12 protein-coding genes are annotated in these 15,863 nt (G+C 69.3%); 4 read left to right on the top strand and 8 right to left on the bottom strand.

Going from position 1 to position 15,863, the window contains the following annotated elements; genetic code table 11:
- Positions 1-26 precede the first annotated feature (26 nt).
- The 4 genes from AC07XP_RS03415 to AC07XP_RS03430 all read left to right on the top strand — a co-directional run bounded on the left by AC07XP_RS03415 (position 27) and on the right by AC07XP_RS03430 (position 7,841).
- A complete protein-coding gene (locus tag AC07XP_RS03415) occupies positions 27-1,766 on the top strand; it encodes a dipeptidase (protein ID WP_495263799.1) in 1,740 nt (579 codons plus the stop codon).
- Positions 1,767-2,015: 249 nt separating this feature from the next.
- A complete protein-coding gene (locus AC07XP_RS03420; protein ID WP_495263800.1) occupies positions 2,016-3,194 on the top strand; it encodes a hypothetical protein in 1,179 nt (392 codons plus the stop codon).
- Complete coding sequence (locus AC07XP_RS03425) at positions 3,184-5,187, top strand: hypothetical protein (protein WP_495263801.1); 2,004 nt, start codon at positions 3,184-3,186, stop codon at positions 5,185-5,187. Before AC07XP_RS03420 ends, AC07XP_RS03425 begins: the two co-directional genes overlap by 11 nt.
- A complete protein-coding gene (locus tag AC07XP_RS03430; protein ID WP_495263802.1) occupies positions 5,184-7,841 on the top strand; it encodes a helicase-related protein in 2,658 nt (885 codons plus the stop codon). The genes AC07XP_RS03425 and AC07XP_RS03430 overlap by 4 nt, the downstream gene beginning before the upstream one ends.
- 422 nt (positions 7,842-8,263) lie before the next feature.
- On the opposite strand, the gene AC07XP_RS03435 is transcribed toward AC07XP_RS03430, so the two are convergent.
- The 8 genes from AC07XP_RS03435 to AC07XP_RS03470 all read right to left on the bottom strand — a co-directional run bounded on the left by AC07XP_RS03435 (position 8,264) and on the right by AC07XP_RS03470 (position 15,789).
- Complete coding sequence (locus AC07XP_RS03435) at positions 8,264-8,584, bottom strand: chaperone modulator CbpM (RefSeq protein WP_495263803.1); 321 nt, start codon at positions 8,582-8,584, stop codon at positions 8,264-8,266.
- A 2-nt stretch (positions 8,585-8,586) separates the two neighbouring features.
- Positions 8,587-9,549, bottom strand: a complete 963-nt coding sequence (locus tag AC07XP_RS03440) for a DnaJ C-terminal domain-containing protein (protein ID WP_159277348.1) — start codon at positions 9,547-9,549, stop codon at positions 8,587-8,589.
- Between the two features lie 52 nt (positions 9,550-9,601).
- A complete protein-coding gene (locus AC07XP_RS03445; protein WP_095947490.1) occupies positions 9,602-10,255 on the bottom strand; it encodes a histidine phosphatase family protein in 654 nt (217 codons plus the stop codon).
- Positions 10,256-10,258: 3 nt separating this feature from the next.
- Positions 10,259-12,655: a penicillin acylase family protein gene (locus AC07XP_RS03450; protein WP_495263804.1), complete on the bottom strand. Its 2,397-nt coding sequence runs from the start codon at positions 12,653-12,655 to the stop codon at positions 10,259-10,261.
- A 101-nt stretch (positions 12,656-12,756) separates the two neighbouring features.
- Entirely contained in the window at positions 12,757-13,338 is a 582-nt protein-coding gene (locus AC07XP_RS03455) for a glutathione S-transferase family protein (protein ID WP_139706370.1), read from the bottom strand.
- 40 nt (positions 13,339-13,378) lie between these two features.
- The gene (locus AC07XP_RS03460) at positions 13,379-14,017 is read right to left on the bottom strand and encodes a CDP-alcohol phosphatidyltransferase family protein (protein WP_070059318.1); all 639 of its coding nucleotides are present in this window, start codon (positions 14,015-14,017) and stop codon (positions 13,379-13,381) included.
- Positions 14,018-14,105: 88 nt separating this feature from the next.
- Positions 14,106-14,852: a glutamine amidotransferase gene (locus tag AC07XP_RS03465; RefSeq protein ID WP_495263805.1), complete on the bottom strand. Its 747-nt coding sequence runs from the start codon at positions 14,850-14,852 to the stop codon at positions 14,106-14,108.
- Positions 14,853-14,886: 34 nt separating this feature from the next.
- Entirely contained in the window at positions 14,887-15,789 is a 903-nt protein-coding gene (locus tag AC07XP_RS03470) for a LysR family transcriptional regulator (RefSeq protein WP_495263806.1), read from the bottom strand.
- Positions 15,790-15,863 lie beyond the last annotated feature (74 nt).

Consider the following 15,863-nt stretch of genomic DNA (forward strand, 5'->3'; position numbering starts at 1 on the left):
GTTTTCGAAATGAGGGGGTGACCCTGATGCAGCAGTCTCGTTTTTCATTGTCGGCGCTTTCGCTGGCCCTCATGGCGCTCGCCGTCGCTGTCCCGGCCGGTGCCGAGACCCTGAAGAAGCCAGCGCTCGACCAGCTCGCCGCCGCCTGGAAGGGTGGCCGCACGGCGCCCGACTTCAAGGCCTTCCTGGCCCAGGCCGCGCAGGCCCAGCCCGCGCTGCAGCCCAGCGTGGCGGCCTACACCGGCGGCAAGGCGCTGGCGGGCGACGACCTCGTCAACATCGCGCGCCTGCTCGGCCTGTACAACCGGCTGCAGAACCAGCAGGCCGTGATCGCCAGCATCGGCACCATGGTGGCCTTGCCCACGGTGCGCAATGTGCAGGTGCCGCCGCACGAGAGCCCGCCCATGGTCGCGTTCGGCCAGCTGGTCGAGAAGATGGCGAAGGACTTCGGGCTGGGCTACCGCAACGTCGACGGCCGCATCTTCGAAGTGAGCCTGAAGGGCCGCGGCAGCGAGGAGTTCGGCATCCTCACGCACGCCGACGTGGTGCCGGCCGTGCTGTCGGAATGGGTGCTCGACGACGGCACGCGCCTGGATCCCTTCGCGATGACGCGCGTGGGCGACTTCCTCTACGGGCGCGGCACTATCGACGACAAGGGCTCCATCGCCGCCGTGCTCTACGCCATGAAGGCCGTGAAGGACAGCGGCCTGCCGGTGGAGCGCGGCGTGCGCCTGATGATCGAGACCACCGAGGAAACCGGCGGCGACGCGATGCAGTACTACCGCGAGAAGACGCCGCTGCCGGCCTACAACATCGTGCTCGACAGCAAGTACCCCGCGGTCGTGGCCGAGAAGGGCTCGGGCGCGCTCAAGGTGTTCTTCCCCGCGGAAGCGGCCGACCCCGCCGCAACGGCCATCACCGCGATGAGCGGCGCCGCCTCGGCCAATGCCATTCCGCAGACCGCGACCGCCACGCTCAAGGGCGGCGACCTCGCGGCAGTGGCCGCGAAGCTCGAGGCCGCCAAGGCCGCCTTCGTGCGCAAGTACGAAAGCCAGGGCGGCAAGTTCGCGATCGACATCGCGCGCGGCGCCGAGGCCGTCGAGCTGAAGGTCACGGGCACCTCGGCCCACGGCTCGCGGCCCGAAGAGGGCGTGAACCCCGTGCCGCGCCTGGCGCTGTTCCTGAAGGAGTCCGGCGTGCCGCTGGCTGCCAATCCCTACCTGCGCGCCGTGCAGTACATCGACGCGCTTTACGGCACCGGCTACCTCGGCGAGAAGATGGGCCTGGGCTACCAGGACGACTTCATGGGCCCGCTCACGATGTCGCCCACGCTGGTGCGCATGGGCGCCGACGGCCGCCTCGAGGTGACGGCCAACGTGCGCATGCCGCGCGGCCGCACGCCCGACGAGCTGAAGGCGCAAGTGGCGGCCAAGGTCAACGGCTGGGCCACGGCCAGCCAGGTGAAGCTGGAGCTGGCCTACGACCAGGGCAACTGGATGGCGCGCGACCCGAAGGGCGCGTGGCTCTCGACCCTGCTCAACATCTTCGGCGACACCACCGGCCTGGAGGCCAAGCCCGTGCCCACCGCCGGCAGCACCACGGCCAAGCTGATGCCCAACGCCATCAACTTCGGCCCCGCGATGCCCGGCAAGAAGTACACGGCGCACAACGCCAAGGAATACAAGGAAGTGCCCGACCTCGACGCCGACATGCAGATGTTCACCGAGATGCTGGTGCGCATCGGCAACCTGCAGCAGATGCAGTAGCGGCCGGCGGGCGTGGGGCACCGAGTTCGCCGCGGCCTGCGCCATGCATGGGCCGGACGGCTAGGCTGAAATTTGCTCCTACGCAAGCAGACCATCGAATGAAACGCAGCGAGTGCAAAAAAAAGGGGGGTAGGAATGGGAGGAGTCTGGGGACTATTGGGGCCTGAGCAGCTTCCGATTTCTCGTCGCACCCGAAGCCTGGGGCTCGCTGCGACCATTCGACGGTTCAATGAACTTGCCGTTCCCGGCATGGGCGGTGTCTGGTACGGCAAGCGCTTCTTGCTCGCGACCCTGGGCATCGTGGTGGCGGAACGCGTGCGGCAACGCGGGGGCAAGGTGCAGAACATCGAGGTCGCCAATGCCGTCGAGGCGTTGGCGTGCTGTCTAGCTTTCAAGGGCCAGGGGTGGCAGTCCGATGCCCGGCTGCGAGGCCGCACCAAGCTGCAGGGGCAGACCACCGATCTCTCTTTCAAGAAAGTCGGGCGGCGTGGCTTCTACGTGAGCCAGCCTATGCGCATGGCGGCGGTGCGGGCATTGCCCGCGCTGGGATTCGCCGAGAACGGCACGACACGGTTCAACGCCTTTCGCGCTTCGGAGGAAGGAGAGGCGTTCGTCGAAGATGCGTGCCGGCCTTACTCGCCTTACAACCGGTCCGTTGTCGATCATCTCGTGAAGTGGGTGCGTGGAGAGGAAAACCGCACCGATACGGCCTCTTTGAGCGAGGCGTTGTCGCCCTTGCTGGCGTTGTCGGGCTCCGCCTGCACGCAGATCCGGGCACGGCTCGAACTGGGTGGAAAGAGCGAGGAGCTCGACAGTCGCCTGCGCCGGCGCAGCGCATTGAACTGGGTCGCCAGCCTCGACGCCGACCCGGCGACGGATTGGCGCAGGCCGGCTGAGATTTCGGACGACAGGCATTGGCACGACCTGCGGGCAGGCGCCGCGTTCTTTGCCGTTCGGGATGCCGCCATCTCGACGCTCAATGCCGTGGAGGGGGCCATGGGCGCCGAAGGACGGCCGACCTCCGTCGATGACGCGGCGCGACGCACGGAGCATTCCATCGATGCGCTGCGGCGGGCAACGGACCGGTTCCTCGAGCTCGGGCATCGAGACGCGGAAGCCCTCGACTTCTCTCGTTTGTGCGCGGCCGACAGTCCGGCGCAGGTTCTCCGGGGCCTGGTTGAACGCGACGGCAGGGTACTTCGCCTGGCCGGCAGCGAGATCCAGGCGGCAGGCGCGGCATTTCGCGGAACGACCGTCGAAGAGTCCTCGCAGGCGGACGAAGACGACGATGGCCCGACGGGCGACGTGCGCGTTCCCTCCGGCATCTCTTACCGCGTGCGCAACCTGTACCTGCTGAACCTCGACATGCAAGGTCGTCTCGGCGAGTGGCTTCAAAGGAACCGATCGGAGGCGGCACATGAGCAGTGATCGGGGCCGCTTGAGCCTTCCTTCGCTGGCTCGGCATTTCGATGCGCCCGAAGGCTACGTCGGCCACTTTGGCTGGATCTGCGGGTATTCGGCCGACGCCCCGTTCCTGAACGACGCAGCCGAACGGTTCACGACGCTCTCCAAGGACCAGCGCGCCAGCCAGGGGCATATCGCGCTGGCGCTGATCGTCGACCCCGGCAATACGCCGATCACCTTCATCGACGCGCCAGGCATCGCTCATCTGGCGATCCTGGAGGCGCGGAACAAGCCCTTTCGGCTGCTGCATGCCAAGGTCGCGCTGCTGGGCTATCGTCACCTGGAGCAGCGTGATCGCTGGCGTCTGCGACTGGTCGTCGCGACGGGAAATTGGACACGCCAGACCCTCGAGGAAAGCCTCGATCTGGCGTGGCGCGTCGAGGTCGACAGCGATGCGTTGGCGGGTCCCACGGCCGACGATCGTCGGGCGTGCGCGGACATCGCTGCCGGCCAAGGGCTGCTGGATTCAATCCGGGCGTGGTTCGACACCCGGCTGCTCGATGCATCGCCATCGGGTTCCGCGCATGTGCAACTGCTCGATGCCTGGGTGGCGCAGTGCGCGACGGCGGCTGCCGGCGAACCGAGGTTCTTCGACAACAGGCGTGCCTCCTTGTTGAGCCAACTGCCGACCAAGGTGAGGGCCGAAAGCGAATTCGGCGCCCGGAACTATCTGGCGATGGGCTCCGGCTTCTACGAATCGGGGACGCGCCCATCGGAAGCGCCTTCGGTGCCCATCGCGGCGATCCGTGCACTGAAGGAGGCCTCGCTGCTTACCCGGACCGCGGAGGTGGATCTCTTCGTCAATCGGCTTGCGTGCCAGGCGGTGGCGTCCTCGGTACAGGCCCTGAACACCCAAGGCGTGAACGTGAGGCCGGCCGTGGCGCCGGAGCCGCTGTTCGGCGACAACAGCGGGCGTACGCTGCACGCCAAGTTCCTGTTCAGTGCGAAGTACGCTAGCAACGCGCCCCGATGCAATGGCGCCTGGATCTACCTGGGCTCGGGCAATCTCACGGGGCCCGGGTTCGCGAACGCGATGAACCCTTCATCGGGAAATCTCGAGGCCGGCGTTGTCTTCGCGCCTGGTCCTCTGTATTGGAAAGCGGACCGGGGCATCGAAGCCCATCAGGTCGTCGGCAATCTGCTGCCGATCCAATGGACCGAGGCCTTCGATGGCTCCACGGTCCTGTCTGCCGGCGATCCCTTCGAACGACCTGAGACCTTGCATACGGCGCCGCCGGTGGCCTGGCTCGCGTGGTGCGAGACGGGCAATGGCGGATCTCTTTCGCTGCCAACCGAAGTGCTGGACCACGCACTGGCCTTCCAGGTGCTGACACCCGAAGGCATCCCAAGCGTCGTGAGCGGGGACGCCATTTCGTGGATGGGGCGCCGCCCTCGGGTCGTGCGCTGCCGGTGGAATGCCGATGGCACGCAGAAAGAGGCGGACATCCCCGTGATCGACGAGTTCGGACGCATCGCGGCGGCCAAGCTGGCGCCTCTGGGGATCGATGAGGGCTGGTGGCAATTGGCGGACTTTCCGGTGGTACCGAGCGAGGAGGCCTCCAGTGATGACCCCGATTCGCGGGACGACCACCCGGCCGAGCCGGGCGGGGAAAGCGGCCGCACGTTGGTGTCGAGCTACTCGATCCGCCAGATGATGGAGCTGATCGAGAACATCGCCGAAAAACAGACGGCCATCGACAGGCGCGATTGGGAGCCGTGGTGCCGACGGCTCGAACAGACGCTGATTCGCATGAAGGGCAGCGGACCGGTGGCCTACTTCCAGATGCAGCAGGCGCCGAGATTGAATCCCTTGAGTCCTCTGAGGGTCGCTCCCTTTCGCCCGGCTTTTGCCGAAACCGCCGACACGCCTGAAGGGCGGCTCTACGAGGAGGTGCTCAAGCGTATCGAGGCCAGCTGGGGCGTCGAAGACATGGAACTCATGGGAGCGCTGCAATGAACCGTTCGTTTGCAGGCTGGCAGGCAGTCGGGCGCAACCTGCAGGAGATCGCCGGCGGCCACGCCATCGAACTCAACGCGGGGCAGCGCGACAGCCTCGTTGCAATCGCCGAACGCCTGCCCGGCAACGGTGTGCTCATCGCGGACGAGGTCGGACTGGGCAAGACGCGCATCGCCGCGGCCGTCGCGCGTGGCGTGATCGACGCCGGAGGACGCGTCGCTATCATCGTTCCGCCGGTGCTGGGCTACCAGTGGCGCGAGGAACTGCAGCGCAAGGCGCACATCGAGAACACGCCCCTGATCATTCGAAGCCTGGACGCGTACCTGGATGCATGGAAGCAAGGGGCCGGCGCAGAGGAACCCTGGGGAGATCACCCGGCGTTGCTGATCTCGCATGCCTTTTGCAACTGGTCGATCAAGAGTAATACCAAGACCAACTGGAAGTGGGCACTGCTGCCGGCCACGCTGGCCCTGGCCCGCGCGCGCAGCGCGGGAAGCGGCCGCCTTCCGCGTGGCTACTGGGCCGGCGGGAAGATGGACGACGACCGCATCGCCGCCGCGGCGCAGTGGATTTTTCGGAATGCGGACGAGGCCTTGCTGGATGCATTGGCCTCCAGCCCCGAGTTGAACCGCTGGGGCAGCGAGTCGCCGTTGTTCGACCCCGGCAACTACCTCAAGCGCACGGTATTCAGGAGCGCGCTCGAACAGGTGGTGGGCCTCGGGCTCGGGCGCTTCGATCTCGTGATCGTCGACGAGGCGCACAAGAGCCGGGGCGAGGAAAGCAATCTCAACCGCTTGCTGGACTTCGTCGTGCAGCCCGCCGCCGACGCGCGGCGGCTTGCCATGACGGCAACGCCGATCGAACTGGACGCGCAGCAATGGATCTCCACGCTCCAGCGCCTGGGCACGGATCTGCCCGATGCCCCGCGGGTGATCGGAGCCTATGCGGCCGCGGTCAAGCAGGTGCGCGCCAGCCCCACCGATCCGGAAACGCGTGCCGCCTTCGGCAAGGCGGCCCAGAGCTTCAAGAACACCTTCGGTGCGGTCGTGGTGCGTCGAGACAAGCGAGACGACCCCTGGGTCAGGCGCTTCGCCGAGCTGTCGGGCGAGAGCCATCATGCCTACAGGCGCGAGCGAGCCATCGCGATCGACGCGGCAAGCCTGCCGCCGGCGTGGCGGCAGGCGGTCTGTGCCGCCGAAGCCCTGTCGTTCGCGACGCGGGGCAGCGACGACGCGGTCGCCAAGCGCTTGCGACTGACGCTGGGCAATGGACATGGAATCGCCGCACTGATCGATCAACTGCTGCAGGATGCCGAGGAAGACAAGGCGCAGGCCGAGGCGGATGGTGCCGGCTCGGTCGAAACCGCGGATCCCGTGATTGCAGCACCCAGGAACAAACGGGAGCAGCGTGCCGACTGGTGGAAGCAAAGGATGGCCGAGGCGTTCCGGGAGGGGGCGACGCCGTCGAGCGATGCGGCCCTCTACGGGCATCCGGCCATCGCGGCGGCCATCGAGGCGATCGAAGCCACCTGCGGACCTGCTGCCAACGAAAAGGTGCTGGTCTTCGGTCGATTCACGCGGCCGATGCGTTCGCTGGTCCGGCTGCTCAATGCCCGCGCGTTGCTGCGCAGCCTCGACAGCGGCGTGCTCTGGCCGCAGGAGAAGCTGGCCGATACCGAGCGGGCCGCGGTGCTCGCTGCGCTGCGCCAATCGGGTCGGCGCGATTCGCTGGATGACATCGACAGTCGACTGAAAACCCAATACGCGGCGCTGGAGCAGCAGCGGGAAAAGTTCAGGACCCATCTGGTGGCGTCGATCGCGCAGGGGTTCGGATCGATGGAGGTCGGACATCGGATCCGGTCGATCTACGAGGCATTTGCAGAACGCGTGGAACACGAGGCCGGACGCGAGACCCCCCTTCATGCGGGTGTGCTGGCGCTGGTGGCGCGCGCGATCCAGGACCTCATGGGGCACGGCGATGCCGCCGTGGATGCGGGGCGTATCGCGGCAGCCTTCGTCGAGCTGGTCGACGCTGCCAGCGACCAGGAAGACCGCTCCGATGCGGAAGGCCAGGGCGGGCAGGCGCAGGCAGTGCAACGATGGGAAGCGCTCGAAGAGCGGCTGAGAGGCGAGTTCAATTTGGCGGAGGGCGCTTTCGCACGCCTGATGCACGGAGACACCCGACCCCATACGCGCCGGATGCTCCAGCTCGCATTCAATCGCGAGCACAGCCACCCGAAGGTGCTCGTGGTCCAGTCGGTCGTGGGTCGCGAGGGGCTGAACCTTCACACCGCGTGCCGGACGGTCGTCCTGCTTCATCCGGAGTGGAATCCAGGTGTCGTGGAGCAACAGATCGGCCGCGTGGACCGCATCGGGAGCCTATGGCAGTCGAAGTTCCAGGCATGGGAAAAGGCCGGCCCCGATCTGGCCGGCGACGGACCGCCTCGCATCGAGATCCGGCCCGTGGTTTTCAAGGGAAGCTACGACGAGGAGAACTGGCGGGTATTGCGCGAGCGTTGGGAGGAGCTGAGGGCACAGCTTCACGGCGTCGTGGTCAACGAGCACGCGAGCGACGAACTCATGCGACAGCTGGCGCGAGAGATCAATGCCTTGGCGCCGGATTTCTCCCCTGCGCCGGTCCAGGCCGCTCGTTGATCGAAGAAGCGACCGAGTCGCCCTGCCACCGCACGGCGAAGCCCCGATCCTCGACCCGCCGTCGAGGATCGGGCAGGCCGCCAGATGGTCGTCCAGACCCAGGTCCGCGAGCCACTCAAGCACGCGCTTTGTCGCCTGCAGTTCCTGGGTGCGCGAGTTGAGCGCTTCGCTGCGGCTCAGTGTGAGCTGCGTGACCTCGGCGCACGCGCGTTCTTCGTCGCGCGATAGCGCCACCAGCCGCTGCGAGACGTTGGCGCGCGAGCGCGACCTCAAGGTCGAACAACGGATCGGTGTCGGGGTAGAAGGACGATGGAAGGGGGGCGAGGGCCCATGCGGCCTCCTGTGAAAGAGGCCCGAAGTCTTCGGTTTCGCACGGTGCCAAGATCAAGCCGCAGCGCGGCTTTCCCTTGCGGCGCGTGGGCCTATCGCACGCCGTGCGCCTGCAGCACCGCCTTCAGCCGCCGCACCTCGTGCTGCAGGTCGAGGATCAGCGCGGCGGCGTCCAGGTTCACGCCGAAGTCGCGTTCGAGCCGGCGCGCTTCAAGCGCGTGCTGCAGGTCGGTGCTGGAGAACTCCCAGCGCTCGGGCGGTGCGTCGGTCGTGGTGACCTGCACGATGCCCACTTCGACCAGCTGCACGACCCAGGCGGTGTCGGCGCCGCAGGCGTGCGCCAGTTCGTTGGCGGCCAGCGGGTGCGAGACGCCGATGGCCGTGGTGGTGGTCACGGAAGAAAAGTTCGCCATGCTCAGACTCCCAGGTGCTGGCGGGGGTTGAACGAGGAGGTCGCCTGCGCGAGTTGGGCGTAGGCGTTGCGCGCGGCCTCGCTGTCGGCGGGCGGCAGTGCGATCTCGAGCAGCAGGTACAGGTCGCCGGGCGTCTTGCCCGCGAAGCCGCGGCCCTTGAGCCGCAGCTTCATGCCGCCGCGCGCGTTGGGCGGCACGGTGACCTCGACCACGCCGCCGGTGGGCGTGGGCACCTGCACCTGCGCGCCCAGCGCGGCTTCGGCGGGGGTGACGGGCAGCGTCATGTACAGGTCGCGCTCTTCCACGCGGTACAGCTTGTGCGGCGCGATGCGCACCTCGAGGTACAGGTCGCCGGCCGGCTCGCCGCCGTGGCCGGGCATGCCCTGGCCCGCGAGGCGGATGAACTGGCCGGGGTGTACGCCGGGCGGGATCTTCACGGCGAGCGTGCGGTTCTCCCACTGCGGATGGCCCTGCGCGTCGAGCGACTGGGCGCGCAGCGTGAGCTCGCGCTCGGCGCCGTTCAGCGCGTCTTCTAGCGTGATCTCGATGGCCGCGTGGTGGTCTTCGCCGCGCGCGCGGTAGTTCTGGCGCGTGGCACCGCGCCGCTCGGCGTCGCCGAACATCGACGAGAAGAACTCGCTGAAGTCGGCGTGGTCGGCCGGGCCCTGGCGCGGGCCGCGGTGAAACTCGTAGCCGGTGTCCCAGCCGGGCGGCGGCTCGAAGCTGCCGTCGGGCCGGCCGCCGCGTGCGACACGGTCGGCCAGCGCGTCGTAGGCGGCGCGCTTGTCCTTGTCGCCGAGCACGTCCTTGGCCTCGTTGATGTCGCGCATGCGCTGCTCGGCGTCGGGCTCCTTGCTGACGTCGGGGTGGTACTTGCGGGCGAGCTTGCGGTAGGCCTTGCGCACCTCGTCGTCGGACGCGGTGCGTTCGACGCCCAGTGCGCTGTAGTAGTCCTTGAATTCCATGGTGGTGGTGATTCCTTTCGGTGGACGGCGTACAGGGCGACCGGGCGCTGATTCAGGCCAGGGCGGCTCCGCCGTCGGCGTGCCGCTGTTGCAACGGCGTCACGGCCCATGTGGGGCCGGCACGTGTGAAGCGCAAGGGTTGCGCGTTGCCGAAGATGCTCGCATCGACCGCCACGCCCAGCAGCGCGGCCAGCGCGTAGAGCGTGCCGCCGTGCGCCACCACCAGCACCGGCGCGGGCTGCGCGGCGAGCGCGGCGGCCAGCGCCTGGCGCTTGCGGTCGACGAACTGCGCCAGCGTCTCGCCGCCCTCGGGCTCGCAGGCCCAGTCGATGTTGGCCGACGAGGTGCCGATGAGCGCGCCGAAGTTGCGCTCGCGCAGGTTCTCGTGCGCGCTGGGCACGAGGCCCAGGGCGCGCGCCACGGTGTGGGCGGTGTCGAAGGCACGGCGCGCGTCGCTGCACACGATGGCGCCGATCGGCTCGCCGGCCAGCAGTTCGGCCGCCTGCACCGCCTGCTGCTCGCCGAGCGCGCTCAGGGGCTCGTCGGGCGCCTGGAAGACGCGCAGCGCATTGCGCCCGGTCTGGCCGTGGCGCAGGAAGTAGAAGTGATCGCAGGCCGGGGCGAGCGGCTGCTCGGCGGCCAGCCGGTTCAGCAGGTCGATGCCCGTGGCGGCGTGGGCGGGAAAGGGAACGGTGCTCGAGGACATGGTTCAGTACGCCAGCTGCAGCGGCTTGCCTTCGCGCTGCGCCTGCACGTCGGCCGGGTGGAAGGGCAGCGGATGCCACTGCTTGGCCGCGAACAGCGGCAATTGGTCGTAGGCGCGTGGCGAGGCCGGGTCGCTGCTCTGGCCGTAGGTGAGCAGGCCTTGCGCCACGGGGCCGCGCGCGTCGAAGGTCACGACCTGCATGTAGCTGCTGCCGTAGTTGACGGCGTAGCCCTTCGGGTCGATCAGCGGCTGGCCCTGCGATTCGAGCTTGTTGAGCACGCCCTCGAACTCGTCGCCGCCGGGCAGCGCGATCTTCTGGCCGCGCACGGTGCGCGACTGCGGCACGCCCAGCGCCACGTCGGGCGCGAAGCCGGCGGTGCGCACGGTGCCGACCGCGTCGCCCAGCGCCTTGAACACCGCCTCGCGCGTGGCGGGCGTGGCCATGTCCAGGCCGGTGGGCGTGGTCACGGGCTGCGCCGGGTCGAAGGGCACGCGCCAGACCTTCGGCAGGTCCTTGGCCTTGCGCCAGAACTCGCGGAACAGCGCCGCGCCCTTCGACTCGGCGTTGCTGGTGCGGTCCCAGGCAGAGAGCACGCGGCAGCCCAGGGCCTGGTCGGCGCTCAGCGCGGCGCCGGTGGCGGTGCACGCGGCCTTCAGGTCGTCCATCACCAGCATGCCGGCGAGGTTCCTGTCGCGGAAGATCACGCTGCGCAGCTCGGCCGCGCCCATGCGGTTGCCCGGCAGGCCGTCGGTGCCGGCCAGTCGGCCTTCGATTTCCATGATGCCGCTGCGCGTGCGCAGCCGCTGCGGCACGCCGACGGGGCCGACCAGTGGCGACACGCCGGCCATCGGCGGCACGCGCGGGTTGCTGAGCCAGAAGCTGTCGTTGCTGTTCTGCACCCAGTCGGGCGTGACGACGACGGGCATGCGGGCCGGCGCGATGATGCCCGGCGCGGCGGCGCCGGGGTCGCGGTGCCAGGCGCAGGCGCTGCGCGAGCCGTCCAGCACGGGCAGGCCGGCGGCGTTGAGCAGCGCGGCGGCGGCCGGCGAGGGCGCGCAGGTCTTGAGCATCTCGGCCGACACGTCGGGCACCACCGACAGGTCGGCGTACATCGCGTTGCCTTCGCGGTCGGCCGCCAGGGTGTTGATCCACGGGATGCCCTGGTTGCCCATGGCGGCGCGCAGCTCGGCGACGTTGCGGGCCCGGCCCATCTTCATCCAGCTCTCGGCCGAGCGCACGTTGAGCGTGTTGGCGTCGCGGATCGCATAGGCCTTCTGGGCGGTCCAGCCCAGGCCGGCGCGCGGCAGCGAGACCACGGGGCCCCAGTCGGTCGCGTAGAAGGTGTGCTGCACGGGCGCGCCGCCCGCCGTGGCGGCGGCCGGCAGTGCGACGGTGCGCGCGACCATCTTCTTCGGCTGCCCGTCGACCCAGTACACGGTCGGGTCGTTGGGGTCGAGCTTGAGCTCGTACAGCGTGAAGCGCTTGCCGGTCGACACGGTGTGGGTCCAGGCCACGTCCTTGTTGAAGCCGATCGACACCACCGGGCTCAGGCCGCCGGTGGCGCCCATCACGTCGAGCTGGCCGGGGATGGTCAGGTGCATCTGCCAGAAGCGGTTGGTGCCGTTCCAGGGGAAATGCGGGTTGCCCAGCAGCAGGCCCTTGCCGTCGGGCGTGGCGTTGCGCCCGAAGGCCCAGCCGTTGGAGCCCAGCTCGCCGCCTTCGGGGTTGGCGTTGAAGCTGTGGCGGCCGATCTCGGCCACCGCCTGCTCGAGCGCGACCGGCGCCGCGCCGGTCTTGACGCCCGGGGCCGGCGGCACGGCGGCCAGCACGGCGCCGGCCAGCGCGCCCAGGCCGCCCTGGATCATCGATTGCTCGGTGGCGCGCGCCAGGTCGGCGGCCGTCATCGGGCGCACCCAGGGCTTGCCGCGGCAGGCCTCGGGCAGGCCATTGGGGCCCGCATCCTGCAGGTAGCGGTTGTAGCCCGCCACGTAGCCGCGCAGCGCGGCCTTCACCTCGTCGTTGGTGGTGGCTGCCGCGCGGGCCAGCGCCGCGTCGTCCATGTGGTAGCGCACGAACAGGTCGATCTGTGCGTTGGGCATGCGGCCCAGACCGAAGTCTCCGGTGTTCTGCGCCCCGAGGAACTGCGCGCGGTCGCCGCGCAGCGTCAGCAGGTGCTCGGCGGTCTGGCAGACGTTGTCCTGCGCGTGCGCGTAGGCGGTGCCGTAGGCCAGGCCTTCGTAGTCGGGCGCCGTGATGTGCGCGATGCCGAAGGTGGTGCGCTCGATGCTCACGCTGCGGCTGCCGGGCGGCGGCGTGCTGGCACAGGCCCCGAGCAGGGCGACCAGGCCCAGGGAGAGGGCCGTCAACGAGAACCGGGAGCGCGAGGTGTTCGAAGTCATGGGGCGGGCGTGGTGGAGAAAAGGGTCGAAAAAGAGGGACCGATTAGAGGATGAACCTCCGTCGCGCACTGTCGCCAGCGCGGCACGCCTTGCCACTTACCTCACCCGAACTTCATGCCCCTGGGCCGCGCCTGCAACCGGTGGATGTAGGCGTCGAGCTTCGGCCGGTTCGTGCGCCCGCCGAAGGCGCGGTGCCAGATGAGCATCGAGCCGATCATCACGTCGGCCGCCGTGAACTGCGCGCCGAACAGGTAGGGGCCGTCGCCGAGTTCGCGTTCGACGGCGTCCTTGGCCTGCTCGAAATCGGTCCAGCCGCGCGCGCTGTTGTTGCTCTTGATCTTCAGCAGGCTGTCGCCCATCGAGGGCTCGAGCTGCGCGGTCGAATAGACCATGAGCGACAGGTAGCGCCCGCGCTCGGGCGTGCCCACGGCCGGTGCCAGGCGCTTGCCGGGGTACTTCTCGGCGATGTACATGCAGATGGCCGCGTTCTCGAAGATGCGGGTGCGGCCGTCGACCAGCGCGGGCAGCTTGCCGGCCGGGTTGATCTTCAGGAACTCGGGGCGCTTGTGGGCGCCCTCCCGGATGAGGGTGGGCACGATCTCGTAGTCGACCTCGGCCTCGTCGAGCATCCACTTGGCGACCTGCGCACGGCTGCGCGGGTCGAAATACAGCTTCATCGTCATGCGGGGTCCCCTTTGTCAGGTGGGTGAGATGGGTGGGTTGTCAGAACTTGGGGATGCGCAGGGTCTTGCTGATCATCAGCGTGCCCGAGAGCGCGAACAGCAGCACCAGCGGGTGCAGCTGCCAGGGGCCGAGCGTCCAGGCGCCGCCCCACACGTTGGCGCCGAGGGCGCCCTTCGAGGCCGCGTAGGCCAGCACGCCCACCAGCACCACGCTCGTCGGGATCGGCGTGCCTTCGAAGTACTTCACCTTGTCGGCGCCGGCCGAGAGCGCCTCGGCCGTCACGTTGTAGCGCGCGAGCCGGCTCACGCCGCAGCCCACGAAATAGATCAGCACCGCGCAGTCCCAGCCGCCGTCCAGGCCGGCGGCGAAGCCGAGCGCGGCGGGCAGCACGCCGAACGAGATCACGTCGGCCAGCGAGTCGAGTTCGCGCCCGAGCGCCGACTGGGTCTGGCGCCAGCGCGCGATGCGGCCGTCGAGCACGTCGAAGATGAAGGCCGCCGGGGCGAGCGCCGCGGCCCAGTAGAAGTGCACGAGCGACTGGCTGCGCATGAAGGCCATCGCGAAGAACACCGCCCCGACGCCGCAGGCCGCGTTGCCGAGCGTGAACACATCGGCCAGGTGAAAGCCGCGGATCATCGAGAAGTGCTTGCGGGCCGGCGGGGACGAAGGCGTGGTCATGAGGCGGGGAAAGCTGCGAAAGGAACCGCACCTTAACCCAAGCGGGGCCCGCTTTTTGTAGTCGCGGGCCGACGCCCCGTCGGCGCGCTCAGGCGGCTGGCTGCGCCTTGGCCTCGACGATCCGTGCGAAGCGCCCGAGCAGGCCCGCCGCCGCGTCGGTGGGGCGCACGCCTTCGCGCAGCGCCGCGGCGTCGAGCCCGTCCGTGGCGAGGTCGCGGGCCAGCAGCTCGATGTAGCCGCCCATGGTTTGGGCGTCGAACTCGGGGTGGAACTGCAGGCCCCAGGCCTGCGCGCCCACGCGGAAGGCATGCACGGGTTCGTGCGCGCTATGGGCCAGCTTCACCGCGCCTTCGGGCAGGCGCAGCGCGCTCTGCCAGTGGATCGCCTGCGCCGGGAACTGCGCCGGCAGGTCGCCCAGCAGCGCGTCGCCGTCGGCGGCTGCGTCGAGCGTGACGGTGACCGTGCCGACCTCGGGCCCTTGCGGGTGGTGGCCGGCCTCGCCGCCGAGCGCGTGCGCCAGCAGCTGGTGGCCGTAGCAGATGCCGAGCACGGGCGTGTCGCGCGCGACCAGTTCGGCGAGCCAGGCGGCGGTGGTTTCGCTCCAGGGTTCGCGGTGCGACACCATCGCGTGCGAGCCGGTGACGACCACGCCCGCGACCTGGCCGGGCGCGGGCAGCGTGTCGCCGCGGCGCGGGTCGACCACCACCAGGGGCAGGGTCTGCGTGCCGAGGCCGTCGGCGATCCAGTGTTCGAAGTCGCCGCGGCCTTCGCGCAGCGCGTCATGGGTGTCACCGACCTTGACGATGACCAGGGGATACGGGGGCGTGCTGTGCATGGCGTCGATCATGCCGCAGCGCACCGTGCGCCGGTCAGCGCCGGGACGATTCCCGACGGTGCAGCAGGTCCATGAAGGCGCGGCCCACGGGCGAGGGCGAGCGCCCCGCGCGCGTGACCAGCCCGATGGGCCGTGACATCAGCGGACGCTGCAGCGGCACGGTGGCCAGCTCGTCGTTCTGCGACAGCTGCAGCGCGAGCCGGGGCAGGGCGGTGAGCCCCAGCCCGGCCGCCACCAGCGCGCCCGCCACGGCCACGCTCGGGTATTCGAGCGCGGGCTGCACCTGCAGGCCGCGCTGCAGAAAGGCGGCGTCGGTGATCGGCCGGATGCTGCTCTGGAAGCTGCTCGCAATGAAGGGCCGCGTCGCGAACACCGACCACGACACCGAGGCCCGCGCGGCCAGCGGGTCGTCACGCCGGCACAGCAGCACGAAGGGGTCGTCGCGCAGGTGGCGGTACAGCAGGGGTTCGTGCGTGCCGGGGCGCACGCTGAGGCCGAAGTCGGCGCGGCCTTCGTCCACTGCGGCGCGCACCGCATCGGCCGGTCCTTCGATCAGCGAGAACTGCACCTGCGGATGCTGCTGGCGGAACTCGGCAATGGCGCCGGGCAGCAGCGCCACGCCGGTCGAGGGCAGCGCCGCAATGGTCAGGTGGCCGCTGCGGCCTTCGAGGAACTGCGACAGCTCGCTGAACGAGCTGTTGAAGTTCTCCAGGATGCGCAGCGCGATCGGCAGCAGCTCGCGCCCCGCCGGCGTGAGCTCCACGTGCCGCGTGTCGCGGTCGAACAGGCGCGCGCCCACCAGGTCTTCGACGATGCGCACCGTGCGGCTCAGCGCCGGCTGCGACACATGCAGGGCCTGTGCGGCGGCGCGGAAGTTGGTGGTCTTCGCGACTTCGACGAAGGCCTCGAGCTGCTGCAGCGTGATGTCGACTCGCACGGATGCGGCTCCCTCGGGGTGGCTGTGGATTGATCCATCCAAGTTATCACAGATATAGGAATATTGTTCTTCAC

It is taken from the genome of Variovorax sp. GW531-E2 (genome assembly GCF_059423125.1).

Bases quoted from the DNA above. Each gene is read 5' to 3' on its own strand.
- AC07XP_RS03465 (WP_495263805.1), bottom strand. From the start codon at position 14,852: ATGCACAGCACGCCCCCGTATCCCCTGGTCATCGTCAAGGTCGGTGAC.
- AC07XP_RS03415 (WP_495263799.1), top strand. From the start codon at position 27: ATGCAGCAGTCTCGTTTTTCATTGTCGGCGCTTTCGCTGGCCCTCATG.
- AC07XP_RS03435 (WP_495263803.1), bottom strand. From the start codon at position 8,584: ATGGCGAACTTTTCTTCCGTGACCACCACCACGGCCATCGGCGTCTCG.
- AC07XP_RS03455 (WP_139706370.1), bottom strand. From the start codon at position 13,338: ATGACGATGAAGCTGTATTTCGACCCGCGCAGCCGTGCGCAGGTCGCC.
- AC07XP_RS03450 (WP_495263804.1), bottom strand. From the start codon at position 12,655: ATGACTTCGAACACCTCGCGCTCCCGGTTCTCGTTGACGGCCCTCTCC.
- AC07XP_RS03460 (WP_070059318.1), bottom strand. From the start codon at position 14,017: ATGACCACGCCTTCGTCCCCGCCGGCCCGCAAGCACTTCTCGATGATC.
- AC07XP_RS03440 (WP_159277348.1), bottom strand. From the start codon at position 9,549: ATGGAATTCAAGGACTACTACAGCGCACTGGGCGTCGAACGCACCGCG.
- AC07XP_RS03420 (WP_495263800.1), top strand. From the start codon at position 2,016: ATGGGCGGTGTCTGGTACGGCAAGCGCTTCTTGCTCGCGACCCTGGGC.
- AC07XP_RS03445 (WP_095947490.1), bottom strand. From the start codon at position 10,255: ATGTCCTCGAGCACCGTTCCCTTTCCCGCCCACGCCGCCACGGGCATC.
- AC07XP_RS03430 (WP_495263802.1), top strand. From the start codon at position 5,184: ATGAACCGTTCGTTTGCAGGCTGGCAGGCAGTCGGGCGCAACCTGCAG.
- AC07XP_RS03425 (WP_495263801.1), top strand. From the start codon at position 3,184: ATGAGCAGTGATCGGGGCCGCTTGAGCCTTCCTTCGCTGGCTCGGCAT.